Source organism: Paracoccus homiensis, from assembly GCF_900111675.1.
Classification (GTDB): domain Bacteria; phylum Pseudomonadota; class Alphaproteobacteria; order Rhodobacterales; family Rhodobacteraceae; genus Paracoccus; species Paracoccus homiensis.
Map to the genome: position 1 here is coordinate 13355 of NZ_FOHO01000020.1, position 24473 is coordinate 37827.

Below are 24473 nucleotides of genomic sequence, written 5' to 3' on the forward strand. Positions count from 1 at the left end.
GGTGATAAAGAAGGCAGCCGAGCCAGGGAGGAGGAAGCCCGGCTGCCAGTAACCGCGCGGGGAGGACAATCGCGCGGTATCCGTGTTATTCAGCGGCGATGGCTGGCCGGTCCCAGAACCGATCCAGAACCAGCTGCTCCTGACGGCAAATCTCGTCCTCGCCCATCAGAAGCGCAGCGGTGCGGCGGTCTTGCTTGCGCCCGTGAAAATCCCATTCGGTCAATTCGGCGCGGTGAACTTCATCGATGCGGCCCGACCGCAGATTGCGCGTGATGCACAGCGTCCATTCGGCGGGATACGGTTCGCCCATCAGATCCATCGCCTCTTCGTGCGGTATCCACTGCGTCATGTAGGGCGTCATAGCGGACCCATCCCGCCGATGATCGACTCCGCCAGGATGACGACAGCGACACCAGCAAGCGAGAGGATTACAGCAGCGAAGGCGATGACGTCGATCAGCTTGCGCATCACTCGCCCTCCGGGTCCGGGGGAATAGGCATCCACATATCGGGAGCCAACATGTGATACACTTCGTAAGCGTTCCAGCCACAGCCACTGGCCTCTGCCTTCTCGAAGGTCCACCACATAACCACGAACTGCTCCGTAAGGTCGCAGCCGCGTGAATATGTTAGGATTGGAGTCCCATCCTTCGGCGCAGTCTCAATCGGTTGCCATTCCATCACTCACCCTCCACGTCAGGCAGATCACGCACACCAGCGATGTGAGCATCACCAGCGCGATCACGGCGCTTCATCTGCGCGATTGCATTGCGGGCGGCTTCCAGTTCGTCCGCAGCGCGGTGCAGTGCGATGGAAGCACCACGGTCGGTTGTCTTGTCCGCGGCCAGACGCGCTTGGCGCACGGGGTCCTGGATCCCGGCGATGATGCGGCTTTCGATGTGCTGGGCGTCCATGCGGTCAGCGAACGGATCGCTGGCGTTAGCAAGCCAGTCGCCCATGCGTTGCAGGATGCGGGCGATCATCGCGCGGCCTCCCATTCAGCGAAGGCGGCTCGAGCGGCTTTTCCTTCATCCGCTTCGATCGCTGAAATGATGTTCAGCGCGGCGAGTTCGTCGTCAGTTGCCGTGTCTGAAATCGCTTCAGCCATTTCCCAATCGCCATCTTCGCAAGTCCAGTTTTCGGCGTCGGCATAGAAACGAAGCGCCTCGACAAGCTTCCGAGCGGCGATCACCTGACACGCGAGGGCTTTGGCAAGCCCAAGCAGTCGAACGTCCGCCAAGTCGCTTTCACTGTCGCAGTCAAGAAGATCGAACTGCTTGTGTGCATCACCGGGCCTTGTCCCGCCCATGCAGATGTATGCAGATTGATCCTTGCGAAACTTGACCACCCACGGCCCAGGCGTTGCTGCGTCCAGCAGCTTTTGCAGATCGTCCATCACTGCACCTCCATCGCCGCGACGGCTTCGCTGCCGTACTGTGCGGTGATCGCGTCAGCTTGCGCGTTGACGCTGTTCCATGCCCACATGCCGACGACGGTCCAGAAGCCCGCGACCCAGACGACGCAAAGGGCGAATGCGATGCGGGCCATCACCGTGCCTCCATTGCTTGCGCCGCGATGAACGCTGGCGGAAGTTCGGCCCATTCATTGCGCGGCAGGTCGATGTAGATCTCGCGCATCGGGGGCATGGGGTCGGCCAGCGACACGACGTTGCGGCGCAATTCGTCTTGCCGGTTGTCCATGCGGGGGAATTGCAGAGGGGTGGTCATCATGCGCCCCCACAGCTTGAGAGGCGTGCCTCAAGGGCGATGACGCGGCCCTTGGATGCAGCGATATGGCCCGACACGTCACCACCGGTCAGCGACGACATGGGCACGCCGATAAGTAGCACGCCAATGGCATCCCCTGCGACTGCGCCTTTCTGCTTGCCTTCAAGCGCGGCCAGGGTCTGCCGTTCTGCGATCAGATCGGCGCGGGCCTGCTGGCACGACACGTTGGCGTATGCGTTACCCATGCTCACAGGAGCGATGCTGCTGGGCGATTGAGCGCAAGCTGCGATGAAGGGCAGTGCGGCAATGGCGGTAATGGTCTTGATGTTCATGGTTGTCTCTCCCGTTGTGCAGCGATTGGCGGGTGCCTCTTCGGCTGCTGATGGGATCAACGTATATCCTCAATAGAGGACACGCAAGAGAAAATATCCCCTATAGAGGACAAAATTTGCGTGCAAGCACACACCCGAAGCATGGCAGCGGGGCTAACCTGTCGAAAAGTACAACTCGCGTAACGGTTATATGAACGCGTTAATGGCTGCGCAGCGTGCAGATAGGGTCATCTGCCGCTTAGAGGTGGAATACCAGTATGAATGTTGGGGAATTCATGTCGCGGCTTGCCGCGATGACGTCACAGGAAAAGGCCGATCTCTTATCCGAGATCAGCTATCTTCGCGATGATGAAGAAGTGCCAGGACCGCGCTGCGGGTTGCAGGGCTTTGACGCATCGCAGAAATTATCTCTGCATCCTCCGGGCGCACATCAACGCCATAGAGGATAAACGTCGGACTGGCCCCGATCACATCGCAGACCGCCATAAGCTTTTCGACGGTCGGATCTTTGCCTTCTGAGAGAATAGAGTGCACGTATCCCTGTCCCGCTTTGGCGGCGAGGGATATCTGGCGCTTGCTCATTCCGCTTTCTGCGACGGCGGCTGCAAGCCTATTTCTCCAAGCTTTGTCAGGCATCCGAGGAGTATCCGCTATCGCGGAAAAAAACGCACGTCCTCTATAAACGATGCTTGCGGTGTCCTCTAAAGAGGATATACTGTGCATCATGGCAAAGACACCCCCCTCATTATTGAGCGATATCGAGGTGTTCCTCTCGGACACCCAGATGAGCGCCAGCTATTTCGGCAAAAAATCTGCCGGTAACTCTGAACTCGTTCCGCGCCTTCGTGGCGGGGGCCGGGTATGGCCTGAAACTGAAACAAAGATCCGGTCCTTCATGCTGTCCCATCGCGGAAGTATCCGCAAAGGAGGACATGGTAACGCAAACGCGACCCGTCAAGATTCCGGCAAGGTTACGCTCCGTAAGCGTGGGGCATCGGCATGAGAACTGCGCTTTACCGTCACTTCGATGCTGATGGGCAATTGCTCTATGTCGGCATCACCAAGTGCCCTGACAGTCGCGATGCTATGCACCGTTCGCAGTCCCCGTGGTTTTCGGACTCCGTTGAGCGACGCGTGGAGTGGTTCGATAGCCGTTCCGAAGCCATGCTGGCAGAGGGCAAGGCTATCGCCCATGAAGCCCCCGCGTTCAACAAGACGTGGATCGGCAAAACGCGCGGCGCGGCCATCTTTATCGACGCCGTGGGCAAAGACCGCCTCGCCGAGAAGCTGGGCGTTACTCACGGGGCAGTAAGGCAGGCTCACTGGCGGGACGAAATCCCGGCGTCGTGGGGACTGGTCGTCGCGCTTCTGTGCCGCGACACCGAATTCAGTTGCCCTATGTCTGCGTTCAACTGGGCGAAGCCAGGCTGCACGGACAGCCGGTGCATTTCCGAAGTCATGTTTGATCGCGCGACTGCAGCAATGTCGGAGGCATCGGTATGAGCGCCCCCGCCAGCTACATCGCCACAGAGCGCGGCTTGCGTGAGGGGCTGGGCGTCGAGGATATCGCCTATCGCTCGGGGCATCCGGTCGAGTTGATCCGCAGGCACGTCACCGCCATGCGCCGCAACGGCGTTCTGGCCCGCATGTTCGGAGCATCGGAATGATGTGCCCGACCGAGGCCCGCCGTTCTCGCGAGATGTGGTGCGCCGCCGTCATGACGGTCTTTCATGACTCATGGCGTCAGCTTGGCCGCAAGAACGCCAACCCCGCCGATATCCGCCGTCACGCGCTGCTCTATTTCAGTAGCAAGGACGGCATCGAGGTCGTTTCGTTGACGGGCATAGACGCCACGCCGGAACAGCTTGCCGACGTGTGCATCGACCCGACCGCCCGCGACCGCATCAAGCGATTGGAGGATCTATGACATGTCACGCGCACATCACTGCGGGCGTTGCGGATCGCTCGCAATACGAGGCTTTGGCCCGCCACATGGACGCAGCGGCCCGCGCATCTGGGCCTGTCGGGATCACATCGCAGACGCCGAACGATGGTGGCAAGGGCAGTATCATCGAACGCCGCTTTCACAAGCTGTATCCGCACAACGTCCTGCGCCGGAAGCGGTCGATAGCCCTGCACACGGCGCTGAGCAGGGGAGCCTGATATGATCCTGCCGACCGTCATAATCGACTGGCCCGCACAGCCCGCATGGCCGAACCGCCAGAAGCACTGGCGACCGACTGCCAACGCACGGGATCTGCAAAAGAACGCCGCGTTCTATCTGGCGAAGGAAGCCCGCTGGATCGCGCCCGCCGTCGTGCATCGCGTCCACCTGACGCTGACGTTCTGCGTCACCGACTGCGCGGCGGTTCGATCTGGATAACGCGCTAGCCGCCTGCAAGGGCGCAATCGACGGACTGTCCGCCTGTCTGGGCGTGGATGACAGCCTGTTCAGCTACACGCTGCAACGCGGGGATAAGACGCCTGGCGGTGCCGTGATGATCGACGCGGAGGTGAAGTAAATGACTGATTCCGCTTGCGAAACACCAGCAAATGCTGGTATAAATGAGCAGCGGGCCGGGTGCTTCCAACACTCCGACCCGCCTAACCATAGCCCGAACAATGGAGGTTCAGGGATGGCTGATTACAGCCCATATAATAACCGCGATGGCGGTTGCAATCCAGAACATTCGTCTAACTGGCGTTCGATTGGCGAACTGGCTGCGGGATGGGTCCGCAAGGCTGGTGCCAAATGAGCGAGATCCAGTTTGGATATAGCCACGCGGATTACTTCGGCCTACTAGCTGACGTATTCGCCGCTGGCAATCAAGCCGTGGTCGACTTCCAGGCGGGGAACGTCTTGGACAGCGGCACGAGCGGTTGCGCCTATCTGGTCATCACCGATGAACGCGCGGCCTATCACCTGAACGAAACGGCAGGCTTCAAACGCTACGACTTCGGCGTCGGAATGCGCGTGTCCTGCGGCGGCTGGCAGTCCTTGCATGGGGCTGAATACGTCGCTGAGGCGATGGCCGAGGCCGCCCGGTTCAACGGCGTAGACGCAGCCGTAGTCGGAAAGGTGGACTGACATGAACGGCCTTCCCTATTACAAAGCATATCCCCGCGACTTCATCGAAGGCACCATCGGGTTGGACTTCGAGACGAAGGCCGCTTATCGCCTCGTGATCGACCTGATCTACATGCAGGGCGGGGCGCTTCCTGACGACGCCCGCTACATTTCCGGCCTTCTGGGGTGCAGCGTAAAGAAGTGGAATGTCCTTCGTGATCGCCTGATTTCCGCAGGCAAAGTCGAAGTTAGAGGCGACTATCTCGGAAATCTTCGGGCCGATAAAGAGCTCGAAACTCTCGGGAAATTTCAGGATAAACAGCGCGAAAACCGGGCCAGACCGAATAAAAACAAGGGCTTGGAATCACCATCGTCCGACCATACAGAACCAGATACAGATACAGTTAAAAAAGAAGAAGCTAAAGCTTCTTCCAAAAAACGCGGATCTCGCCTGTCGGCGGAATGGCGGTTGCCTAGGCCGTGGGGCGAATGGGCGGTTGCCGAAGGGCTTTCCGAACAGGCGGTCAGGATCGAGGCGGATAAGTTCCGCGATTACTGGATCAGCGCATCTGGGTCCAACGCAGTCAAGCTGGACTGGCAGGCGACGTGGCGCAATTGGGTGCGCAAGGCGGTTACAGACCGTCAGAAACCTGCATTTCGTTCGATCAGCGGCGGGAAAGACTGGCGGGTAGGTGATCTTCGCGCCCTATCCCCGACCCGCGTTCAGGAATTCTGGCCGGACGGAAAGTGGGACGACCGCAGCGATCTGACTGAGGCGGACGTTGCCAATCATCCGCGCTTCATCGGGAGGGCACCCGCCTATGCCGGTTGATCTGGACCAGTGGGAAGAACGCGCGGCCATCCTGGAATTCAGCGCAGGTATGAGCCGGTTTGAGGCAGAGACGGCAGCGGCACGGATGCAAGGCTGCGAACGCTGGGAAGTCGCCCAGCAGGTGAAGGAAAGCGGATATGCGAACGGAAGCGGACTTGTTGGCGCAAGCTGGCATCACGTCGAAGCGTTGGCAGGGAAACGAGATGCGGACGACCTGCCCGGAATGCAGCGCCAGCCGAAAGAAGAAAACCGATCCGTGTCTGAGCGTGTCGCGCAAGTCGGATGGGCTTGTGTGGTTCTGCTGGCACTGTGGGCACAAGGGGGGGCTGTCGTATGACGATCGATCCGATCCGCTACCTCGTGCAGGAACGCAAACTAGACGAAGCCTTGCTGGCGCACATGGGCGTCAAGCCGGTGCATCACGATCAGATCGGCAACGCGGTTGTCTTTCCGTATCGCCGGGACGGCAAGCCCTATGCCGGGAAGTTCCGCGCCGTTGAAAAGAAAGACTGGCGGTCATCGCATGGCGTGACGCGCGGCCTGTTCAACGAAGATTGCCTGCGTGATGGTGACGGCCCTGTGGTCATCACCGAGGGCGAGATTGACGCGCTGTCCGTCATGCAGGCCGGATACACCCGCGCCGTCAGCCTGCCGGACGGCTGGACCGCAGATGGCGGCAAGCGGCAAGTCCTGATCGACGTAGAGGCGCAACTACGCGCCGCGCCCTATGTCATCGTCGCTGGCGATAACGACGAAGCCGGGGCCAGCCTGCCGCGCACCGTGGCGAACATCATCCCCGGCCATGACGTGCGGTATGTGCGCTGGCCGGAAGGCTGCAAGGACGCGAACGACGTTCTGGTGCTGCTGGGTGAAGGCGATCTGTCTAAGTGCCTGACCGAGGCAAAGCGAATGGACCCGCCGGGCGGTTTCATCACGGGCATTTCGGATCTTCCGCCGATGCCGACCCGCCGCGTCCTGCGGATGGGAATGGAGCCGTTCAATCACAAGATGGCGTTCGAGGTCGGCACCATGTCTGTTGGCACCGGCACCCCAGGCGCGGGTAAATCGACCTTCACGACTTTTGCGGCCTATCACGTCGCAAAGCACGAAGATATCCGCGTAGGTATGCTGGGGTTTGAAACGCACCCCTACCGGACGCGAGACCAGCTTGCCCGCCTGCATTGCCAAAGCCCGTGGGACGATCTGCACGGCGAACAGATGGGGCGGTTCCTGGACTTCGCGGATCGTCATTTCCGTATCGTCCACCGGACATTCGAGGAAGGCGACACGCACCACCTCGCATGGCTGCGCGACACCATCCACACGCTGGCGGTCAGGGATAACTGCAAGCTGATCATCGTGGACCCGTGGAACGAGTTGGAACACCTGCCCGAACCCGGCGAGAGCATGACCAGCTACATCAACTTCGCCCTGCAACAGATCCGGCAATGGGCGCAGCAGTATGACACGCACATCTGCGTCATCGCGCACCCGCGCAAGATGCCGACCGACCAGCCGCGCAGCCCGACCGGTTACGACATTGCCGATAGCGCCGCGTTCTTCAACAAGCCCGCCCTTGGGTTCAGCGTCCACAAAGAGCGTGACGAAGATCAGGGCATCGAGTGGGTGATGCTGACCACATGGAAGGTCCGCGAAACCCAGCTTTACGGATTCAATCCGGGCCGAACCAAGCTGCAATTCCACGACTACGGCATGACCTACAGCCGCTTCGAGGATGACAGCGCATTCACCCGCAAGGAGGCACACGCATGACTCTGACAGCACCGAAACACCTACGCGGACGCATGAACCGCTGGACTCCGCAAGCCCTGCGCGACGAACGGCGGGAATGGGCACTGGCACGCGGCAAGGAAGGCCATACGGTCCCGGCAATTGCCGAGGCGCTGGGGATTGCCCGCCAGAACGCCCGCACGATGCTGACCGAGGCGGGCTATAGCTGGCACGCTCAGCCCCGCATGATCCGCCACCCGAAATGGGGGAACGCATGACACCTGCTCCTGTTTTCAAAGACGTTGGGCAGATCCAGCCCGCCTACAGCGACACATTCTGCGAATGGCTGCGGTCGCACATGATCCGCAACACCAGCATGTCGGCGCGACGTTCAGACCTGCGCGTCAAATATGAGCGGGTCAAGCGTGAAGCCCCGAAGAAGGCCGATCCGATTGAATGGAACGGCAAGCTTTACCGGACGAAAGACGAAGTGGCCAAGGCCGCACGTGTATCGGTCAGCACGATCAACCGCCGCCTCAAGAGCGACGGCCACCTGAAAAATCTGCCGGTTGGCGGAACGCCCATCGTCAAGGCGAAGCCCGTCGAAGTTCTGGGCCGGAAATTCCCGTCAATCTCGAAGTTCGCTTGCCATGTGAAGCGCAACCGCAGGGTCGTGGAACTTTGGTTCGAGAACGGCGAACAGCAAAAGATCGAGGATGCTTTGCGAGGGGCGATGAAATGAGCAGCATGAAGATCACCCGCGAATATCTCAACGCCATGTCGCGCACGAACCGCGTGAGCCTGCCGGATATCGGCATCGACCTGGACACGGACCACGCCGACACTGCGCCCAGCTTCCCGACGATCCGCCGCGAGGTCCGGTCCCCACGCATCAGCGTTGACGTGGCATACGCCGCATTCGTGGACGCGTGGAAGGAGGCGACGGCATGACCGCTGAAACCGCATCGACCCTTGCGGCACTGACGCCCGCAGCAATCGCAATCGCCGCTGTCATCGCGGCTGGACTGACAGGAGGCACGGCATGTCACTGGTGAGAAGGGCCGCGCACGCGGTCATCGTTATGGTTTTGGCGTGGTTTACCTATCATGCTGTCGCGCTGGCCTTTGGCGTCACGTCGTCTGTCCCGGCAATCGTGGAGTTTATTCTGATTGCGTTGTTGATGTCCATAATTGATAGGGACCGCTGATATGTCACTAGACGCACTGATCGAGGCTGTGGAAGCGGGGACGCTGACTGGCGAGGACGAATACTTCTACCCGACCGGAATTGCTGAGATGATCGAAGGGGCGCTTGGCATCGGCGGCATCTGGGATACCGTTTGCCTCGCTCACGACGGATCCCTGAATGATGCAAGGGAAGTCCATGAGGCGCTGTTACCGGGGTGGCGTTGGGGTCGATTGGCGTCCCATGACGTCATGATAGTCAGCCGAGAGAACGGGCAGTATTTAGCATTTTCGTCCGAAGGCCCATGCCCCGCCCGCGCATGGCTTCTCTCTATCCTTCGAGCATATAAGCAGGTGCAAGCATGATCCGCGCATTGGCATTTATCGTCGTAGCTGTTGGTATCTTGCCGATGGCGTATCTGATGGTTTCGCCGCAAGTGTGGCAAGCCTTGCGGGTGTTTGGCTGGGATATCGCTCTTAGCGCATTCGTCGCGGTTTTCACCATCTGTGCGGGCATCATTTCATTGCCGAAAGGGAGGCGCTGACATGATCGGCGGCATTGATTGGGTCCGTGCAATCAAGCACGCGGAAATCGTCGCGGTCGAAAACATCCGATCCGACGTGCAGCCAAAGCCGGAACACGCCATGTGGGAACTCATGAAGGAGGCGGTGCAGGTATCCAGCATCGCCTACAGCGCCCCGCCGCGTGTCGGCTATCCGTCCAAGTCTAGCCTGCCGGATACCGTTGACGACGTGTCCGACTGGCAGCGCATGGCGGCATACCTGCGCGGGGAGTTGTCCGAGATGCCCACGGGCCACGCACGCCCGCCGCAGCCGTCCGCAGAGCAGATCACCCGTGCCGAGGCAGTGCTTGCCATCTGGCACAAGCACGCGCTGTCACGGAAGGGCGCAAAGAGCCGGATCAAGAAGGCGGTTTACATGAAGGCGTCCGGCGTTCCTGATCGCAAGGTGCGGGCCGTCACGGGCATGACCAAGCAGGCGATCCATAGCGCCAAGGACGAGGCGATGCGCGATATGCTGTGTGCGGTGCGGAGGTTCTGCTGAAAAGTGATGTCGGGGTGATTATTTTACGCTAAGCGCTATTTTTCCTCTTGCATGTCGGTTACGCCTTGCGTATATATAAGACATGGAAACGGGCAGAGGCCCAAACGCAGGAGATACCGAAATGACCCGCTGGACCGAAGAAAACACCGAAGGCTTCAACGCTGCTGAACTGGCTGAGATGAACAAAGCCCAAGAGATGCTGGAAGCCGATGGTTTCGCAGACGCCGATAACCTCGCGGACATGCTCAACAACGCTTGGAACCCCGAAATGACCGCCGCCGACCTTTACACCGCTGTTCGCGATGCCGCTGGCGCCAACTGATGACCCCCGCAGAAATATCCGAAGCCCGCCGCACGCTGTCCCTCACGCAGGGGCAGCTTGCAGCCGTTATGGGGTTGCGTGGCCCGGCTGCTATCAGCGAGTGGGAATCAGGCAAGCGTTCGCCCGATGGTCGCAGCGTCCGGCTTATCGAGGCATATCTAGCGGGCTACAGGCCGGGCGACTGGCCGATTTAGTGACGGTGCGCAAATACTGTTGACTATGCGACTAGACTTGACATATAAGGGAGTATAATCGCAAGAAGTGCGCGCGCGGCGGCAGGTCGAAATCCTTGCACGGTCCGGTTATCCGGTTGCGTCTGCCGCAGATTGTGACGTTAGCCGCCCTCTCTAGATTGCTTTCGACGGCTTGGTTCTAGGGAGGGCGGATAAAAGAACGGTGCGCTTTTAAGGTTTGTGGCCTTTGGTGGGTTACGGTTAGATTCCGTTATCCGGGAGACCGGAGACAGCAGCGGCGGACTGGGGTTCGAATCCCCGCCACACACCTTATGAGCGCGGTGATGCCATAGGTCGGTATCCATTATGGCTGGTGTAAGGCTCAAGTCCGAGAAGTGCGGTGGAAACACCCTTGGACCGACTGCGCGCTCAACTTGTCACCGGCTCTGCGCGGATTGATCACCGCAAGCATCCGGGTTGCCCGTCAGCTTCGGTTGGCGGGCTTTCTCATATCCCCATCACCCTCAGGCGCAGTCACACACAGACAGCAGCAGCTAAACCCACGGGCTGCGCCTCAGCGTGAAGGGTCGCAAGGCGATCACGAACATTGACCAGCCCCAGCGGGGCAAAGCCATCTGGCCGAGCCGGAAGGACATGACATGCCACGGAAACCAAAGACCATCAACGATGAGCAGCGGGCGCAGGTAGAGGCGCTTGCAGCCTATCTGACGCAGGATCAGATTGCCGATTACCTTGGCATGTCGCGACCGACGTTCGCGGCACTGATGGAACGCGACGAAGACGTAGCTTTGCGCTATAAAAAGGGCAAGGCGCAGGCCATCGCTGATGTGGCGACTGGTCTACTGATGCAGGCCCGCGAAGGCAACGTCGGTGCGGCTGCGTTCTACCTCAAGACCCAGGCAGGGTGGCGAGAAAAGCAAGAGGTCAAGATCGAGAGCGATCAGCCGTTCGGGCAGTTCGTTCTGGTCGAGGCGAGCGGCGATGAAGACAGCGCGGTTTCCGTTAACTAGACCGCAGATCCAGTTCCTTAAATGCGATGCCCAATACCCGGCATTCGTCGGGGGATACGGGTCGGGCAAATCGGCGGCAATGGTCGTGTCGGCTGTGTCGGATGCAGCACAAAGCGCTTCGGCGTTGGTCGGCGTGTATGAACCGACATTCGACCTGCTGAACACAATCGCAATGCCGCGCATCTCGGCCATGCTCATGCTGATGGGCATACCGCACAAGCTGAATAAGGTCGAAAAGGCGATCTACACCAACTACCCGCGATTCGGTGACTTCCTGTTTCGCAGCATGGAAAACCCCGACACGCTGGTCGGCTTCGAAACCTTCGGGGCGCACGCGGACGAGTTGGACACGCTCAAACCGGAAAAGGCCGAACGGGTCTGGCAGCAGATTATCGCACGGAACAGGCAAACGGCGGTTGCGGGCGCGAAGAACCGGGCCAGGTGCTACACGACCCCGGAAGGCTTTCGCTTCGTTCATCAGCGGTGGGTGGTGGAGCGTGACGAGCGTTACGCAATCATCAAGGCCCCGACATACAGCAACCCATACCTGCCGGAGGATTACGTTCCTAACCTTCGGGCGACCTATCCAGAGCAACTAATCGCGGCCTATATCGAAGGCGAGTTTGTCAACCTCAAGTCGGGCACGGTCTACAACGCGTATAACAGGCAGGCCAATAGCAGCCGCGAGGAAATCCGACCCGGTGAGCCGCTATTCATCGGGCAGGACTTCAACGTCGCGGACATGTCGTCGTCAATCGCGGTGAAGCGGCCAAGCGGGCTGCACATCGTCGCGCAGTTGGTCGGCGTCTATGACACCCCGGCGCTGATCGAGACGCTGCAAGACAAGTATGCGGGGCACAAGATCACGATCTACCCCGATGCTACGGGCGGATCGCGCAAGACGGTGAACGCCAGCACGTCGGACCTGTCGATGCTGCGCCGCGCGGGGTTTCGCGTGGTGGCCGATGCCAGCAACCCGGCGGTTCGTGACCGGATCGTCAGCGTCAACAGCGCGTTTCAGCACGGCAAGCTGTGGGTGAATGAGCAAGCCGCGCCGGAAGTCGCTCGATGCCTGGAACAGCAGGCTTACGGAAAGAACGGAGAGCCTGACAAGGAAGGCGGCTTCGATCACCTCAATGACGCAACCGGCTACATGGTCGTCAAGGAAATGCCCGTGCGCAAGCCAGTCAGCAGGGCCAAGATTATAGGTCTGTGATGGCAGTTGATACACCGAGCGAATACTACGCCGAGAACCGGAACCGCTGGCGTAAGTGCCGCGATTTTGTCGAGGGTTCGGACCGGGTCAAGGACGGCGGCGAACTGTATGTGCCGCGCCCGTCCGGGCTGAACGACAAAGAGTTTCGCGACTACATCCAGCGCGGGGCGTTTTTCAACGCATCGCAGCGCACGGTTGACAGCCTCGTGGGCCTCGTCATGGCGAAGCCGCCCGTTGTGGAAATGGGTGCAGGTCTGGCCGCGCTGGCCGACTACATCGACGGGGCAGGCAGCACGGCGGAGGATTTCGCCCGTGACGCTGTGTTTGACGTGCTGGTGACTGGCGGCGGCTGCGCAGTCGTGGATCGCCCGGAGACGCCACGGGGCGTCACCACACGGCGGCAAGAGCAGGAAATGGGCCTGCGCCCCTATGCAAGCTGGTACCCGGTCGAGAACGTGCTGGAATGGCGCTACGGCCAGATCAACGGCAAGCGCGAACTGGTCTGGCTGAAACTGTCAGAGACGTGGGAAGAAACCGTTGACGAATGGACGGTGAAGGCCCGCCCGCAGGTGCGCGTGTTCGACATGGTGGAAGGTGCGGCGCGGTGCCGTGTATTCCGGCAACAGGCAGACGGATGGGCCGTCTATAGCGAGACGTTCCTGCGCCGCTCGAATGGCACGCCGTTCCCGTATGTCCCGGCTGTGATGTTCGGGCCGGTCAAGAACGAGCCGGAGAAATCGCCGATCCTGGACCTGATCGAGGTCAACCGGTCGCACTGGCAGAACAGCGTGGATCTGGAACACGGGCTGCACTTCACGGGCCTGCCCACGGCCTATGTGTCGGGGCACGCGTTCGGTGACGACGAGGTCGTGAAGCTGGGCAGCAAGACGCTGTTCGCGTTCGATGAAGTTGGCGCAAAGCTGGAATTCGCATCCTTCGGCAGCGAGGGGTTGGCGGGTCTGGAAAAGGCGCTGGATCGTAAAGAGCAGCAGATGGCCGCGCTGGGTGCTCGTATGCTGATGCCAGAGGGGTCGCAGGCGGAAAGCGGCGAGGCGCTGGCTATCCGTCGCGGTGGCGAGAACAGCGCATTGGGTAAGCTGGCCGACAGCGTGTCGCGCTGCATGGAACTGACGCTTGAAACGATGGGCGAGTGGGAAGGCATCAGCGATAGCGTGTCGTTCCGGCTGAACACGGATTACCTGCCGACTGCAATGACCGCGCAGGAATTGACGGCGGCGATTGCGGCTGTTGATCGTGGTTACATGTCGCAGCAGGAGTTCTTTGAACTACTCAAGGCAGGCGGTCAGGTCCGCGACGATAAGACCTACGAGGAACACGCCGAAGAGGTGGCGGGGTTTGCTGACAGGCCCATAGATGGAGATGGCGATGAAGGCTGATAAGTTCGAAGTGACTGTTGACTTCGAGGACGAGATCAAGCTGTTCCAGCGCATGGACGATGTTCTCGCCTCTATTGAGCAGCGTCTTGATCGAATTCAGGGCATGGAGCATGGCGGCATCAAGATTTTCATCGCAGGCTCACTTGCAAATGTGGAGATCAGCCCCTCCGGGAATGTGAATGGCGACCAATCCGAATGAAGCGATCTATGACGCGGAAACCCGTCACGCGATCTACCTAGACCGGTACGGTGGCGGTGTTGCCCGTCGCATGGTCAAGCTGCTGCTATCAGCCGAAAAGGACATAATCGGCAAGCTGCGGGATCTGCCCGACGGCCCGACAAAGACCCAGCAGGCCGAACTGCTCAAGACGGTGCGGGCGCGGATCAGCGATCTGGTCACGGATTTCCGCGATCAGATGACCGACGAACTGCTGGAGCTGGCCGACTACGAGGCCGAATTCACGGATGACATGTTCGCCGGAGCTTATGCTGATCTGGACGCCACGTTTCAGACGGTCCCGCTGGCAAATGTCCGTGCTGCGGCCATGTCGAAGCCGTTTCAGGGCATCCACCTACGTTGGGCCAAGCCTGCGGACCATGCAAGCGAACTGATCAAGCGCAATTTCAAGGCTGCGCAGGGCGAGATTGAGCGCGGGTTCATCGAGGGCGAGAGCATCCCGACGATTACGGCCCGCATTCGCCCGCTGATCGAGGTGAAGGCAGCGCGGGATGTTGAGACGATCAGCATCACGGCGGTAAAGCATATCAGCGCTGCGGCGCGTCAGGAGTGGCACAAGCAAAACCCCGGCGTGATCGACACGGAGCGATGGAACGCGGTCCTGGACGGGCGCACAAGTGATATCTGCCGATCCAGAGACGGCAAGACATACGAGGTCGGCCAAGGCCCCCAGCCGCCAGCACACCCGCGCTGCCGGTCGAACCGGGTCAGCATCGACCCCGATTATCCGCCGCCACGCAAGCGGACCTATGACCAATGGCTACGCGATCAATCGGAGGAAGTGCAGGACGACATTCTGGGCAAGGCGAAGGCCGATCTGTTCCGGGATGGGCTGACGCTGGATCGCTTCTTTGACGAAAGGCGCGGCAGGGAATACACTGTCGCTGAACTTCGGGCGATGGATAAGCGGCGCTGAAAGTCATCAACGGCGATAACGACCGTTCACACTGGCGGTTTCAGGAAGGCGGCGAGATATGGCGCTGCCCGATCTGCCATGCCGAGGGTACGGAACAGACAGCCGTTGTCGAGATTTACCCGTTCGTGGAACTGCGGAAGGGTAAGATGCGCAAGCCAGCCAAGGTGCTGTGCTGTGCGGCCTGCTACCTTCGGGGCGGCAGGATAACCGAGGTCTAAGCCTCATATCACTACCACCATGCAAGCCGTGCTGACCGGGTGTCACACGGCCTTTTCGCTGTGCGAAGGGCAAAACCATGACCGAAGAAGAAATGCAGGCGCAGATCGACAAGCTGACCAAGGCTCAAGAGGCAATGGCGGCGAAGAATGACGAACTGCTGAGCGAAGTGAAGGCCGAGCGTGCCAAGCGCCGTGAAGCCGAAGCCGCAGCAGAACAGGCCGCGCGGGACGCCGAGGAAAAGGCGACCGAGGCGGCGGAAAAGGCGGGCGATGTGGAGACACTGCGCAAGCAGTTGGAGGCCAAGCACGCCAAGGATATCGAGAAGCTGACCCGCGAACGCGACGACGCTGCGGGCCAACTCAACAAGCTGGTGATCGACGGCGGGATCGACAGCGCCCTTGACGCTGCGGGAATGGCCCCGGCGTTCAAGAAGATGCTGCGTCTGTCTTTCGCAGCGGATCACCAGATCGAGATCAAGGACGGTCAGGCATTCGTCGGCGGCGATGCACTGGCCGAAGTTGTGAAGAAGTGGACCGAGAGTGATGAAATCTCGGGCCTCAAGGCTGCTGGTCAAGCAAACGGCAGCGGCGCTCCCGGCGGGGGCAAACAGATCAGCAAGTCGCTGTCTGACATGGGTGATGCAGAGCGCCTCGCCCTTGCCCGTGAGGGGAAACTAAAGGCCGCACAAGGCCAATAACCATCAGCATAGGGGGCTACCATGCCTTACACGACCCTTGGCGATATCTTCGCCACCGACCGAGAAGCCGCTTACGAGGTCATCCAGTCCTACATGGACACCGACCCCGTAACCACCACGCCGTTCTTCGAGAGCGGCCTTGTCGTCAGCAACCCGATCATCTCGGAAATCGCTGCATCCAACACCGGCATTGTCGAACTGCCCTTCTGGCAGAAGATCGATTCGTCGGTCGAGCCGAACTACAGCAACGACGTTTACGAAGACGTTGCCGTTCCGCGCAAGATCGGCACCGGCTCGATGAAGGCCCGCAACGGCTATCTGAACGAAGGTTTCGGCTCGATGGACTTCGTGACCGACCTGACCGGCAAAGATCCTCTGGCCCGCATCGCTTCGCGCCTGGACAACTTCTGGCGTGAGCAGGCAGAGCGCCGCATCGTGGCATCGCTGCGCGGCGTGCTGAATGACGCCATTGCCGAGGGAACCGGCATGGTGAAACAGGCCACCGCAGGCGAAGGCATTTCGCTCGACGGCCTGATCGACGCCCAGATGACGATGGGTGACGCATTCGGCAGCATCGGCGGCTACGTCATGAACTCGGCTGCGTTCGCAACGCTGGTCAAGGAAGACGTTGCCACCGTCGCCCGCAACCGCGAAACCAACGTTATGGAGCGCACCGTCAACGGGATGCCCGTGATCGTGAACGACGCTGCGATGACCCTGAACGGCAAGCCCGTCGTGGCCCTGATCGGCCCCGGCGCGTTCGCCTATGGCATGGCGATGCCCCGCACCCCGCTGGAATACGAGCGCGAGGCGGCACGCGGCAACGGTGGCGGTTCGGAAACCCTGTGGACCCGCCGCAACATGATCGTGCATCCGCTGGGGTTCAACTTCACCAGCACGTCGATCACCGGCAACGGCACCGAGACCACCCCGCGTTCCGCTGGCTGGACCGACCTTGCCAACGCGGCGAACTGGGAACTGGTCGCCGACCGCAAGCAGGTTCCCATCGCGTTCCTGACCGTCGCCGCAGCGTAACGGGCGGGGCTTCGGCCCCGTTCACCACCGATAGGAGGCCAGCATGGCGAACCATTCCCCGAACGAAGACAACTATGTCAGCAAGAAAAGCTGGGACGAGGCAATGAGCGGCGATGCTGCCAAAGCCGCCGACACCAGCAAGGACGCTGCAAAACGCGCGTCGGACAAGGGCGCTGCTGCAAAGAACGGCGGCGGCGACAAGTAATCAGGCGGGGCGGCTCCGGTCGCCCCTGCTACCCGTATTCCCTCACATTTGGCGGTGACAGATGGCTGACGTTGTGAAGTTCTATCCCAAGGATGCGGCCACTGATCCCGACAACGTGCTGGAACAGGCAATCGGCGGGTTCAGCGAAGTTCTGATCATCGGGTGGGACAAGGACGGCAATCTGGATGCACGCGCAACTCTTGGCCTCAAGGATGGCGGAGACGTGCTGTGGCTGATGGAGGCGTTCAAGCACAACCTGATGACGGGCGCATACACCGGCGAACCGGAGAAATAATCAATGCCCCTGATCGTCGGAAACCTGCTGACTGACCCGGCAGCAAATTCATTCATCAGCCTTGCCGATGCGGACGCCTATCTGGGCGCGGAAGCAAATGCGCCTTGGTCGGCTGCTGCACCGCAAGCAAAAGAAGCCGCGCTGATCAATGCATCCCGCTGGCTGTCCGCAAGCCTCGTCTGGTGCGATACGGCGCTGTCTGATGCCGATCTAGCCCGCGTCGGGCATGTGTCCGCCCGCCTTGCCGTTGAGGCGCTCACGGTCGATCTGTGGGCCTCTGAGGCGGTGAAAGACGCGAAGCGATACAAGGCCGGATCGGTAGAAGTCGAATACCAGGACACCAGCCGTCGCGGCGGCGCTGCCGGGGGCAAGCGGTTCCCGTGGATGTTCCCGATGCTGCGCGGCCTGCTGTGCGGGACGGGCGTGCAGCGTGACGTGGTGCGGCGATGAGCGTGCTTGACGATATCCGCGCCGCGATTGGCGATGCGTTCGGTGACACGGCGCTGTTTTTCAGCGAGGCCACACTGACGCGCGTTGTCGGCGGTGGCGGCTGGACGGACGATAGCGCCGCGCCGGATGAATACCCGTGCAAGGCGATGGTGGATACCTACAGCGATCACCTGCGGGCTGTGGCCGATATCCCCGGCACAGATGTGAAGCTGATGATCGTCGGCACTTCGATCAGCGTTGACCCGCTCAAGGGCGACACTGTGACGGTCGGCGGGAAAAGCTACGCGATCAACCGCGTCGAGACTGACCCCGCGCGGGCGATGTGGACCTGTCAGGCAAGCCCGGTCGATGGCTAGGATTGTCGGCGGGCAGAGGATGGCCCGACACCTGCGCGAAGGGGCCAAGGGGAAGGACCTGACCAACGTGCTGCTGAAAGCCGCTGATCGCGTCAGGACGGATTACATCGACCGCGTGAACGAGGGCGGCGGGCCGGGTAAGGCGCACGTTCCATCGCTGCCCGGTCAAGCGCCGAACACGGATACCGGGCGTCTGGTCGGATCTGCCGGGTCGCAGGTGCGCAAGAAGAACAGCGCCGAGACGTTCGTGGAAGCCGAGTATGCCGTATGGCTGGAATTCGGCACCGACAAGATGGCACCGCGACCCGCTCTGGGACCGGCATTCGATGACATGTTGCCCCATATCCGCGAGAACATCAGGAAGGCGATCAAGGGATAGGCTTCGACAGGTATTCGTTGAATGCGATCTGTGAGGTTTTCATGCCCTTTCGCTGCACAAGCGTCATGGCGCGATCACAGCCTTCCTTGCGGGCTAAGTACTTGGCGGTGTCATAAGCCAGATTGGCAGAGGACAAGGTGCGGTCGCGCAATTTGCCGCGCTTGCCGAAAAGGTAGTCGAAGAATCCGGGCTTTGCCCATTTGGCGTAGTTTGCTGACATGCGCTCAAGCGAGGCTGTCTTGTCATCGCCGCCGCAGGCTTCGGAGTATCCGGCAGCCTCGGCGTAATCGGTAATCACGAAGCTTGCCAACATCACCACGTCGCCGCGTTCAACGGCTGACTGGCGCATGGCTTTCAAGTCGTCGGAGAAGTCGCCCAGGGCAGGGCTGGCGAGAGCCGCGAAGGCGACGGCAAGTAGTTTCATATCAACACCATGTCTGTTCATGCAGGCAATATAGACGCAGGCGCGGGGTTCATAAATGGCTGATCAGGCGCTGCAACTCATGCAATCGGTGCAGGCCGCGCTGGAAGCCGGAATGTCGCTGACGTGGCGGGCAACGCGGCTTGAGACGCCGACATATCCGGTGGGATACCTGAACATCACCAGCAGCACGCCGATCCGCGGGCATGGCTATTATGCCGAGCGTCATCGGGGCGTTGTATCCGTCTGGACAAAGGCCACGAAGGAAACCGCAGCCAGCCCTGTGCAGGCATTCACGCTCGCCAAGCAGGCGCAGCAGATCCTTTCCGCAGCCGTCTTGTCCACGGATGACCTGACCGTGCTGCAATTCTCTTGCGAGGACTTCACGTCGCAAAACCCGGACGGCCTGACATGGGGCCGGTCGTTCATCTTCCAATCAGTGACACAGGAGGCCCCAAATGGCTGATCCCAATTTCTCGAATAGCGTTACCTACATTGAGGTGATGGTGGAAACCGCGCCCGATGCCGACACCTACAGCAAGCCGTGCGGCATGAATGGCCGGACCTTCACCCGCAGCAACGCATCCTTTGAAACCGAATTCGCGTCCTGCACTGTCGGCCAAGCTGGCAACCGCGTCCGCGCCGAGGGTATTGACGACTGGACGATTTCGGGTTCCGGCGTGATGACTTCCGATGCCTTCGATATCTTCGACAACTGGAAATCGGGCGTTGCAGCCAACCGTGGCCCGCGCAAGGTCATCGTGATTGCCTATACCGGCGACAGCAACAGCCTTGTGACGCACCGCCACTACATCATGACGGGCCTGCTGACCAGCCTGAGTATGCCGCAGGGCGCGAACAACGAACTGGTCACGACCGATATCGAGATCCAGGCCGCAAACGGCACGGTCGAGATGATCGACGGCGCATTCACCGGGACCGTCGTGTAATGACGGCACGGCCCGTGATCCGCATGGATATCGGGGAAGGCCGTGAGCGACGCCTTTTCCTCGGCGTCGATGAATTGCGGCAGATCAAGAAGGAAACAGGACGGGGGTTCTTCGCCCTGTTTTCCCAATTCCACCTGAACGCAGAGCCGGACGAGGTGCAGGCCGTTATTCGGCTGGCCTTGATCGGGGGCGGCATGTCGCCTTCCGAGGCCGAGGATATCGCGACCTACTACGCGACCCCGCCCCGCCCGATGCGCAAGGCTTACGAGGCCGCGCACAAGGTGCTTAGCGCGATCTGGAACGGCATTGACCCGCAGGACGGCGCGAAGGACGGGGAACGGGTTTCAGACGACCAGATGGATCGCCTGATCGACCGCATTCTGGGCAGCGCACTGAAAAACGGCGCGTCGATTGATACGCGGAACCTGTCGATTGCCGATCTGCTGTCGCTCGTTCGCGCTGCGAATGACGACCCAGACGACAAGCCAGCCGCCCCGGTTGATCTGTTTATGAAGCTGCACGGCAGCAAGTGAGGCCCTGAATGGCTGTTATTGACCGCCTGAGCGTCTATTATGACGTTGTTGATGATCAGGCACAGGCAGCATTCAAGCGGCTTGAGCGCAACAGCGAGGCGGCGAACCGTGCGATGCTGCGCGGCGCGGGGCAGGTTGATCGAGCGTATCGTACACTTGGAACTGGCGGGGGCATCCAGAACGTCGCATATCAGGTTGGCGACTTTGCCACGCAGGTTGGTGCTGGAACGTCAGCATCTGTCGCACTGGGTCAACAGTTGCCGCAGCTTCTCGGCGGATTCGGTGCGCTTGGCGCTGTCATGGGCGCAGTTGTGGCAATCGGCGTTCCCTTGGCCGCTGCGTTCATCGGCGCAGGTGAAGGCGCAGGCACGCTGAAAGAACGCATGGACGCGCTGAACGGCGCGATCCGCGATTACGAAGAAGCCATCGAAAACGCCAACCTCACAACATCGGAATTGGTGGCGAAGTATGGCGCGGCAACGGGCGCAGCGCGTGAGTTTCTGGCGGCGCTCGTCGAGATTTCGCAGGTAGAGTCCTTCCAGTCTCTTGATGCACAGATGGCATCGCTGGCAACGCGCTTCGGTGATCTGGCGTCTGTCTCTGCTGATGCCATTCGCGGATTGCAGGGTCCAGCGGCATACGCCGATCAGATCGACGCATTCAATGACCTGAAAAATGGCCTGGGCCTGTCCACCAATCAGGCAATCGCGCTGCGCGAGGCAATCGTGGCGGTTGGAGAGGCAGACGGGCCTGCCCAACAGGCGGAAGCCGCGCGGCAGTTGCAGGATGAGATGATCGCGGTTCTGGGTCCGGTCGAGAGCATGACCGAGGCGCAACGGGCGTTCTACAAGGAATTGGTGATATCCGGCGATAAAGCTGCACAGCTTGTCGGTGACGTGGGTGACGTTGCCGATGCGGCGCTTGAGGCGGCAATTCAGGCGGGCAACTTCCGCGATGCCATTGCGCAGATTGATTTCAGCAACCCGCTAAACGCAGCCGAGGATCTGAGCGCGGTCATGGGCGGTCTGGTAGGTCAGGCGAAAAGCCTTGTCGCATACCTTGGCGCGGCGGCACAGGCGGCAAACCAGAAGATCCAGAACGCAGTTGCGCGGGGGAATAGCCTTGACCCCTTGGGCGCGTTCAATTCGACTGGCGGATCGACCGGGGCTTTCGGTGATAGCGTCCAGATCGGCGCGGGTGGGTTGATCCGCACACCTGTCATCCCTGAGATTACCGAAACTTCCGGCGGTTCTAGCCGTCGCCGTTCCGGCGGGCGCAAGTCAAGCGGCGGATCGGGCGGGTCTGGCCGTCAGGAAACGCCGTTCTTCGGTGATATCGAACGCGATCTGGTCAATCTGGAACGTCAGATTGAACTGGTCGGCAAATCGTCGGAAGAAGTCGCCACGCTCAAGGCCCGCTGGGAATTGCTGGACGAGGCGAAGAAGCGCGGGCTGAATGTCGATGACGAACTGAACGGGAAGATCGACGCTCAAGCGCAGAAATTCGGCCAGCTAACCGCCGAGCTGGAACGCGCCGAGATTGCACAGGAGCAATTCGAGGCCGCAGTTGACGGCATCGCGGACGCCATGGCAGGGGCGCTTGTGGCTGGGGAAAGCTTGCGCGAGGGCCTAGCACAAGTTTTCCGGCAGATCGCCAGCGATATCCTGTCCAGCGGCATCCGTCAGGCCCTGGCATCCAGTTTCGCGCCCACTGGTGGCGGCGGGGGCGGCTTCGGCAACATTATCGGCAGCCTGTTCGGCGGGTTCCGCGCAAACGGCGGGCCTGTGGATGCGGGCAAGGCTTATGTCGTCGGTGAGCGCGGGCCGGAGATCGTCGTGCCGGGCCGCAACAGCACGGTCATTCCGAACCACGCAATCAGCGGCGGCGGCGGATCGCAGAACGTGAACGTCACAGTGTCCGTCGATGAGAACGGCAACCTGCAAGCCTTCGTGGACAAGCGGGCCGGACAGGCAGCGCAGCGTGGAATTTCGACCTACGACAAAGCCATGCCCGCCCGCGTTCAGCAGATCAACAACAAGCCGTGGAGGCGCTAAGTGGCCCTGTCATTCCCCTACGCGCTGGACTTCCTCGCCAACTGCCTGATCGGGCCGGAAGTGGCTCTGAAATTGAGCCGCAACGACGAGGCATCCGGCAGCGGTGACGGGCGCGTCTGGTCGGTTGAGCTGGCCCGCCCACTGTGGACTGCGACATATTCGCTCGATGCCAAGGACGGGGCGCACGCGCGGGAGATCAACGCGAAGATCAACGCGCTTGACGGATCGAGCAAAACCTTCCTCTGGGCTGACCCGTGGTATTCCGGTCCCGCCGTTTCTGCGCCCAACTATTCGGGCGTGACCGTGGCCAGCATTTCCGCGAACCGGGGCGCGTTGGCGTTCAGCGGCTTGCATGAGGACTTCGCGTTTACGGCGGGCGATTACATCAGCATCGCCTACGGCGGCGGCAAGCAGTACCTCGGCCAGTTGGCAGAGGGCGGCGACAGCGGGCAGTTGGAGATCCGCCCCTACCTGCCGATGGGCATTTCGGTAGGCGCTTCGGTGCAGATCGCCAAGCCCCGCATGAAAGCAATCATTCCCCCCAATGGCTGGACGCCGTTTTCATCGACCAGATACGGCTGGGGCCAGGGGGCATCTATCACGGTGCTGCAAAAGCCATGAGACTGCTTGACGCTGATTTCGCAGATTCCCTTGCCGCAGCGCGTGACGGCGGGATTGCCCCGGTCTATTTCCTGCACGTCGTCGGTAGGAACCGCGACACGGGCGCAGCAGCCCCGCTTGGCGTGTGGTCGGGCGACGAGGATATCACGATCAACGTGCAGACCCCGGAAGGCGGGCTGACCAGCCGGACCTATTTCGGCGGCTGCAATCTGGCGATGGACGGCCTGCCGTATGTGGCCGACCTGACCGACGAGTCCGTCACGCTGAGCATGTCGCAGATCGCCGACCCGGTGCAGCAGATGATCCGGGGCTATGACGCGCGGCTGGCCTATGCCGAGATCCATGCGACGACATGGGACGGCGGCAGGTTCAGCAGCACGCCTTCGCTGGAATGGATCGGGATTGTGGATGACGCGATGATCGACACGCCGTCCGTGGGTGGCGATGGGTCAGTCTCGCTGACCATTCGGTCGGAGATCATGACGCAACTGACGCAGATCAACCCGGCGAAGTCGTCGCACCAGCATCAGAAGCGCCGGAACGCCGTAGACAAGTTCAGCGAATACAGCGGGATCGTGAAGGACTGGAACCCGGATTGGTACAAAGAATGAAGCGACTGGATAACTGGCGGTCGCGCCTGTCCGCAGAACTGGATCGGCAGCGGCTGACCCCGTTCGAGTGGGGCGGGCATGATTGCGCCCTTGGCTTCGCTGGTGGCATCGTGGAGGCGCTGACGGGCGAGGACATGGCAGCGCCCTATCGCGGCACCTATCGCAGCCTGCGCAGCGCCAAGGCGGTCCTGCGCGATGCTGGCGCGGCGGATCTGGGCGACTTCGTTGCAACCCTGCTGCCTGAGATTGACCCGGCGCAGGCACGCATCGGGGATCTGGGAATCATCGAGACACCTGACGCCTTCGGGCAGGGGCTTTGCATGGTCGATGCAAGCACCCTTCTGGTGCTGACGAACAACGGCCACGGGCACAAACCCCGTTCGGCCATGATCCGGGCGTTTCGCGTCGGGGAGTAAG

At 60.9% G+C, this 24473-nt stretch carries 43 protein-coding genes; 35 read left to right on the top strand and 8 right to left on the bottom strand.

The window, feature by feature from the left end; genetic code table 11:
* Nucleotides 1-85: 85 nt before the first annotated feature.
* The 7 genes from BMX67_RS17350 to BMX67_RS17375 all read right to left on the bottom strand — a co-directional run bounded on the left by BMX67_RS17350 (nucleotide 86) and on the right by BMX67_RS17375 (nucleotide 2640).
* The gene (locus BMX67_RS17350) at nucleotides 86-349 is read right to left on the bottom strand and encodes a hypothetical protein (protein ID WP_139206561.1); all 264 of its coding nucleotides are present in this window, start codon (nucleotides 347-349) and stop codon (nucleotides 86-88) included.
* A gap of 330 nt (nucleotides 350-679) precedes the next feature.
* Nucleotides 680-982 (bottom strand): hypothetical protein, encoded by a 303-nt coding sequence (locus tag BMX67_RS17360; protein WP_139206562.1) that lies wholly within the window; start codon nucleotides 980-982, stop codon nucleotides 680-682.
* Complete coding sequence (locus BMX67_RS17365) at nucleotides 979-1395, bottom strand: hypothetical protein (protein ID WP_090737660.1); 417 nt, start codon at nucleotides 1393-1395, stop codon at nucleotides 979-981. The genes BMX67_RS17360 and BMX67_RS17365 overlap by 4 nt, the downstream gene beginning before the upstream one ends.
* On the bottom strand, nucleotides 1395-1547 hold the full coding sequence (locus BMX67_RS19670) for a hypothetical protein (protein WP_175479961.1): 153 nt from the start codon (nucleotides 1545-1547) through the stop codon (nucleotides 1395-1397). The genes BMX67_RS17365 and BMX67_RS19670 overlap by 1 nt, the downstream gene beginning before the upstream one ends.
* Complete coding sequence (locus BMX67_RS19385; protein WP_139206563.1) at nucleotides 1547-1726, bottom strand: hypothetical protein; 180 nt, start codon at nucleotides 1724-1726, stop codon at nucleotides 1547-1549. The genes BMX67_RS19670 and BMX67_RS19385 overlap by 1 nt, the downstream gene beginning before the upstream one ends.
* Complete coding sequence (locus BMX67_RS17370; protein WP_090737662.1) at nucleotides 1726-2058, bottom strand: hypothetical protein; 333 nt, start codon at nucleotides 2056-2058, stop codon at nucleotides 1726-1728. The genes BMX67_RS19385 and BMX67_RS17370 overlap by 1 nt, the downstream gene beginning before the upstream one ends.
* 330 nt (nucleotides 2059-2388) lie before the next feature.
* Nucleotides 2389-2640 (bottom strand): hypothetical protein, encoded by a 252-nt coding sequence (locus BMX67_RS17375; RefSeq protein ID WP_217645902.1) that lies wholly within the window; start codon nucleotides 2638-2640, stop codon nucleotides 2389-2391.
* A 142-nt stretch (nucleotides 2641-2782) separates the two neighbouring features.
* Between BMX67_RS17375 and BMX67_RS19390 the strand changes: the two genes are divergently transcribed.
* The 28 genes from BMX67_RS19390 to BMX67_RS17505 all read left to right on the top strand — a co-directional run bounded on the left by BMX67_RS19390 (nucleotide 2783) and on the right by BMX67_RS17505 (nucleotide 18866).
* Nucleotides 2783-3061, top strand: coding sequence for a hypothetical protein (locus tag BMX67_RS19390; protein WP_139206564.1), 279 nt, complete (start codon nucleotides 2783-2785; stop codon nucleotides 3059-3061).
* Nucleotides 3058-3561, top strand: coding sequence for a hypothetical protein (locus BMX67_RS17380; RefSeq protein ID WP_090737665.1), 504 nt, complete (start codon nucleotides 3058-3060; stop codon nucleotides 3559-3561). Before BMX67_RS19390 ends, BMX67_RS17380 begins: the two co-directional genes overlap by 4 nt.
* A complete protein-coding gene (locus BMX67_RS19675) occupies nucleotides 3558-3725 on the top strand; it encodes a hypothetical protein (RefSeq protein ID WP_175479962.1) in 168 nt (55 codons plus the stop codon). Before BMX67_RS17380 ends, BMX67_RS19675 begins: the two co-directional genes overlap by 4 nt.
* The gene (locus tag BMX67_RS17385; protein WP_139206565.1) at nucleotides 3722-3985 is read left to right on the top strand and encodes a hypothetical protein; all 264 of its coding nucleotides are present in this window, start codon (nucleotides 3722-3724) and stop codon (nucleotides 3983-3985) included. Before BMX67_RS19675 ends, BMX67_RS17385 begins: the two co-directional genes overlap by 4 nt.
* 237 nt (nucleotides 3986-4222) lie before the next feature.
* Nucleotides 4223-4441, top strand: coding sequence for a hypothetical protein (locus tag BMX67_RS17395; RefSeq protein WP_090737671.1), 219 nt, complete (start codon nucleotides 4223-4225; stop codon nucleotides 4439-4441).
* Nucleotides 4442-4810: 369 nt separating this feature from the next.
* The gene (locus BMX67_RS17400; protein ID WP_090737673.1) at nucleotides 4811-5146 is read left to right on the top strand and encodes a hypothetical protein; all 336 of its coding nucleotides are present in this window, start codon (nucleotides 4811-4813) and stop codon (nucleotides 5144-5146) included.
* A gap of 1 nt (nucleotide 5147) precedes the next feature.
* Nucleotides 5148-5957 carry a DUF1376 domain-containing protein gene (locus BMX67_RS17405; protein ID WP_090737675.1) on the top strand — a complete coding sequence of 270 codons (810 nt, stop codon included), beginning with the start codon at nucleotides 5148-5150 and terminating at the stop codon, nucleotides 5955-5957.
* Nucleotides 5947-6294: a hypothetical protein gene (locus tag BMX67_RS19395; protein WP_139206566.1), complete on the top strand. Its 348-nt coding sequence runs from the start codon at nucleotides 5947-5949 to the stop codon at nucleotides 6292-6294. Before BMX67_RS17405 ends, BMX67_RS19395 begins: the two co-directional genes overlap by 11 nt.
* On the top strand, nucleotides 6291-7730 hold the full coding sequence (locus tag BMX67_RS17410) for a toprim domain-containing protein (protein WP_175479963.1): 1440 nt from the start codon (nucleotides 6291-6293) through the stop codon (nucleotides 7728-7730). The genes BMX67_RS19395 and BMX67_RS17410 overlap by 4 nt, the downstream gene beginning before the upstream one ends.
* A 32-nt stretch (nucleotides 7731-7762) precedes the next feature.
* Nucleotides 7763-7966: a hypothetical protein gene (locus BMX67_RS17415; protein WP_090737679.1), complete on the top strand. Its 204-nt coding sequence runs from the start codon at nucleotides 7763-7765 to the stop codon at nucleotides 7964-7966.
* The gene (locus tag BMX67_RS17420; RefSeq protein WP_090737681.1) at nucleotides 7963-8430 is read left to right on the top strand and encodes a hypothetical protein; all 468 of its coding nucleotides are present in this window, start codon (nucleotides 7963-7965) and stop codon (nucleotides 8428-8430) included. The genes BMX67_RS17415 and BMX67_RS17420 overlap by 4 nt, the downstream gene beginning before the upstream one ends.
* A complete protein-coding gene (locus tag BMX67_RS17425; protein ID WP_090737683.1) occupies nucleotides 8427-8639 on the top strand; it encodes a hypothetical protein in 213 nt (70 codons plus the stop codon). Before BMX67_RS17420 ends, BMX67_RS17425 begins: the two co-directional genes overlap by 4 nt.
* 595 nt (nucleotides 8640-9234) lie before the next feature.
* Nucleotides 9235-9417 carry a hypothetical protein gene (locus BMX67_RS17435; RefSeq protein ID WP_090737687.1) on the top strand — a complete coding sequence of 61 codons (183 nt, stop codon included), beginning with the start codon at nucleotides 9235-9237 and terminating at the stop codon, nucleotides 9415-9417.
* A gap of 1 nt (nucleotide 9418) precedes the next feature.
* Nucleotides 9419-9937, top strand: a complete 519-nt coding sequence (locus BMX67_RS17440; RefSeq protein WP_090737689.1) for a hypothetical protein — start codon at nucleotides 9419-9421, stop codon at nucleotides 9935-9937.
* Between the two features lie 121 nt (nucleotides 9938-10058).
* Nucleotides 10059-10259, top strand: a complete 201-nt coding sequence (locus tag BMX67_RS17445) for a hypothetical protein (protein ID WP_090737691.1) — start codon at nucleotides 10059-10061, stop codon at nucleotides 10257-10259.
* Complete coding sequence (locus tag BMX67_RS20070) at nucleotides 10259-10453, top strand: helix-turn-helix domain-containing protein (RefSeq protein ID WP_090737693.1); 195 nt, start codon at nucleotides 10259-10261, stop codon at nucleotides 10451-10453. Before BMX67_RS17445 ends, BMX67_RS20070 begins: the two co-directional genes overlap by 1 nt.
* 638 nt (nucleotides 10454-11091) lie before the next feature.
* On the top strand, nucleotides 11092-11463 hold the full coding sequence (locus BMX67_RS17455; protein ID WP_090737695.1) for a hypothetical protein: 372 nt from the start codon (nucleotides 11092-11094) through the stop codon (nucleotides 11461-11463).
* Entirely contained in the window at nucleotides 11435-12679 is a 1245-nt protein-coding gene (locus tag BMX67_RS17460; RefSeq protein WP_090737697.1) for a phage terminase large subunit family protein, read from the top strand. The genes BMX67_RS17455 and BMX67_RS17460 overlap by 29 nt, the downstream gene beginning before the upstream one ends.
* Nucleotides 12679-14076 carry a DUF4055 domain-containing protein gene (locus BMX67_RS17465; protein ID WP_090737700.1) on the top strand — a complete coding sequence of 466 codons (1398 nt, stop codon included), beginning with the start codon at nucleotides 12679-12681 and terminating at the stop codon, nucleotides 14074-14076. Before BMX67_RS17460 ends, BMX67_RS17465 begins: the two co-directional genes overlap by 1 nt.
* Entirely contained in the window at nucleotides 14066-14275 is a 210-nt protein-coding gene (locus BMX67_RS17470) for a hypothetical protein (protein ID WP_139206568.1), read from the top strand. The genes BMX67_RS17465 and BMX67_RS17470 overlap by 11 nt, the downstream gene beginning before the upstream one ends.
* Nucleotides 14256-15230 carry a phage minor head protein gene (locus BMX67_RS17475; protein ID WP_090737704.1) on the top strand — a complete coding sequence of 325 codons (975 nt, stop codon included), beginning with the start codon at nucleotides 14256-14258 and terminating at the stop codon, nucleotides 15228-15230. The genes BMX67_RS17470 and BMX67_RS17475 overlap by 20 nt, the downstream gene beginning before the upstream one ends.
* 295 nt (nucleotides 15231-15525) lie before the next feature.
* Nucleotides 15526-16146, top strand: a complete 621-nt coding sequence (locus BMX67_RS17480) for a hypothetical protein (protein ID WP_090737706.1) — start codon at nucleotides 15526-15528, stop codon at nucleotides 16144-16146.
* A 21-nt stretch (nucleotides 16147-16167) separates the two neighbouring features.
* Nucleotides 16168-17181: a major capsid protein gene (locus BMX67_RS17485; protein WP_090737708.1), complete on the top strand. Its 1014-nt coding sequence runs from the start codon at nucleotides 16168-16170 to the stop codon at nucleotides 17179-17181.
* Between the two features lie 43 nt (nucleotides 17182-17224).
* Nucleotides 17225-17386 carry a hypothetical protein gene (locus tag BMX67_RS19680; protein ID WP_175479964.1) on the top strand — a complete coding sequence of 54 codons (162 nt, stop codon included), beginning with the start codon at nucleotides 17225-17227 and terminating at the stop codon, nucleotides 17384-17386.
* A gap of 61 nt (nucleotides 17387-17447) precedes the next feature.
* Nucleotides 17448-17681 carry a hypothetical protein gene (locus BMX67_RS17490; RefSeq protein ID WP_090737710.1) on the top strand — a complete coding sequence of 78 codons (234 nt, stop codon included), beginning with the start codon at nucleotides 17448-17450 and terminating at the stop codon, nucleotides 17679-17681.
* 3 nt (nucleotides 17682-17684) lie between these two features.
* Nucleotides 17685-18131 (top strand): DnaT-like ssDNA-binding protein, encoded by a 447-nt coding sequence (locus BMX67_RS17495; protein WP_090737712.1) that lies wholly within the window; start codon nucleotides 17685-17687, stop codon nucleotides 18129-18131.
* Nucleotides 18128-18487: a hypothetical protein gene (locus tag BMX67_RS17500; RefSeq protein WP_090737714.1), complete on the top strand. Its 360-nt coding sequence runs from the start codon at nucleotides 18128-18130 to the stop codon at nucleotides 18485-18487. Before BMX67_RS17495 ends, BMX67_RS17500 begins: the two co-directional genes overlap by 4 nt.
* Before the next feature lie 67 nt (nucleotides 18488-18554).
* Nucleotides 18555-18866, top strand: a complete 312-nt coding sequence (locus BMX67_RS17505) for an HK97-gp10 family putative phage morphogenesis protein (protein WP_217645903.1) — start codon at nucleotides 18555-18557, stop codon at nucleotides 18864-18866.
* Here the strand turns inward: BMX67_RS17505 and BMX67_RS17510 are convergent.
* Nucleotides 18856-19290, bottom strand: coding sequence for a hypothetical protein (locus tag BMX67_RS17510; protein ID WP_090737718.1), 435 nt, complete (start codon nucleotides 19288-19290; stop codon nucleotides 18856-18858). The genes BMX67_RS17505 and BMX67_RS17510 overlap by 11 nt on opposite strands.
* Nucleotides 19291-19345: 55 nt before the next feature.
* Here BMX67_RS17510 and BMX67_RS17515 point away from each other — a divergent pair, with 55 nt between their 5' ends.
* From BMX67_RS17515 to BMX67_RS17545, 7 genes are read left to right on the top strand one after another with little or no spacing between them, the layout of a single operon-like run.
* On the top strand, nucleotides 19346-19753 hold the full coding sequence (locus BMX67_RS17515; protein WP_090737720.1) for a hypothetical protein: 408 nt from the start codon (nucleotides 19346-19348) through the stop codon (nucleotides 19751-19753).
* The gene (locus tag BMX67_RS17520; RefSeq protein WP_090737722.1) at nucleotides 19746-20237 is read left to right on the top strand and encodes a phage tail tube protein; all 492 of its coding nucleotides are present in this window, start codon (nucleotides 19746-19748) and stop codon (nucleotides 20235-20237) included. Before BMX67_RS17515 ends, BMX67_RS17520 begins: the two co-directional genes overlap by 8 nt.
* Nucleotides 20238-20260: 23 nt before the next feature.
* Entirely contained in the window at nucleotides 20261-20770 is a 510-nt protein-coding gene (locus tag BMX67_RS17525; RefSeq protein WP_245739512.1) for a gene transfer agent family protein, read from the top strand.
* 8 nt (nucleotides 20771-20778) lie between these two features.
* Nucleotides 20779-22824, top strand: coding sequence for a hypothetical protein (locus tag BMX67_RS17530; RefSeq protein ID WP_090737726.1), 2046 nt, complete (start codon nucleotides 20779-20781; stop codon nucleotides 22822-22824).
* Nucleotides 22825-23445: a hypothetical protein gene (locus BMX67_RS17535; RefSeq protein ID WP_090737728.1), complete on the top strand. Its 621-nt coding sequence runs from the start codon at nucleotides 22825-22827 to the stop codon at nucleotides 23443-23445.
* A complete protein-coding gene (locus BMX67_RS17540) occupies nucleotides 23442-24056 on the top strand; it encodes a hypothetical protein (RefSeq protein ID WP_090737730.1) in 615 nt (204 codons plus the stop codon). Before BMX67_RS17535 ends, BMX67_RS17540 begins: the two co-directional genes overlap by 4 nt.
* Nucleotides 24053-24472, top strand: coding sequence for a DUF6950 family protein (locus BMX67_RS17545; protein ID WP_245739510.1), 420 nt, complete (start codon nucleotides 24053-24055; stop codon nucleotides 24470-24472). The genes BMX67_RS17540 and BMX67_RS17545 overlap by 4 nt, the downstream gene beginning before the upstream one ends.
* Nucleotide 24473 lies beyond the last annotated feature (1 nt).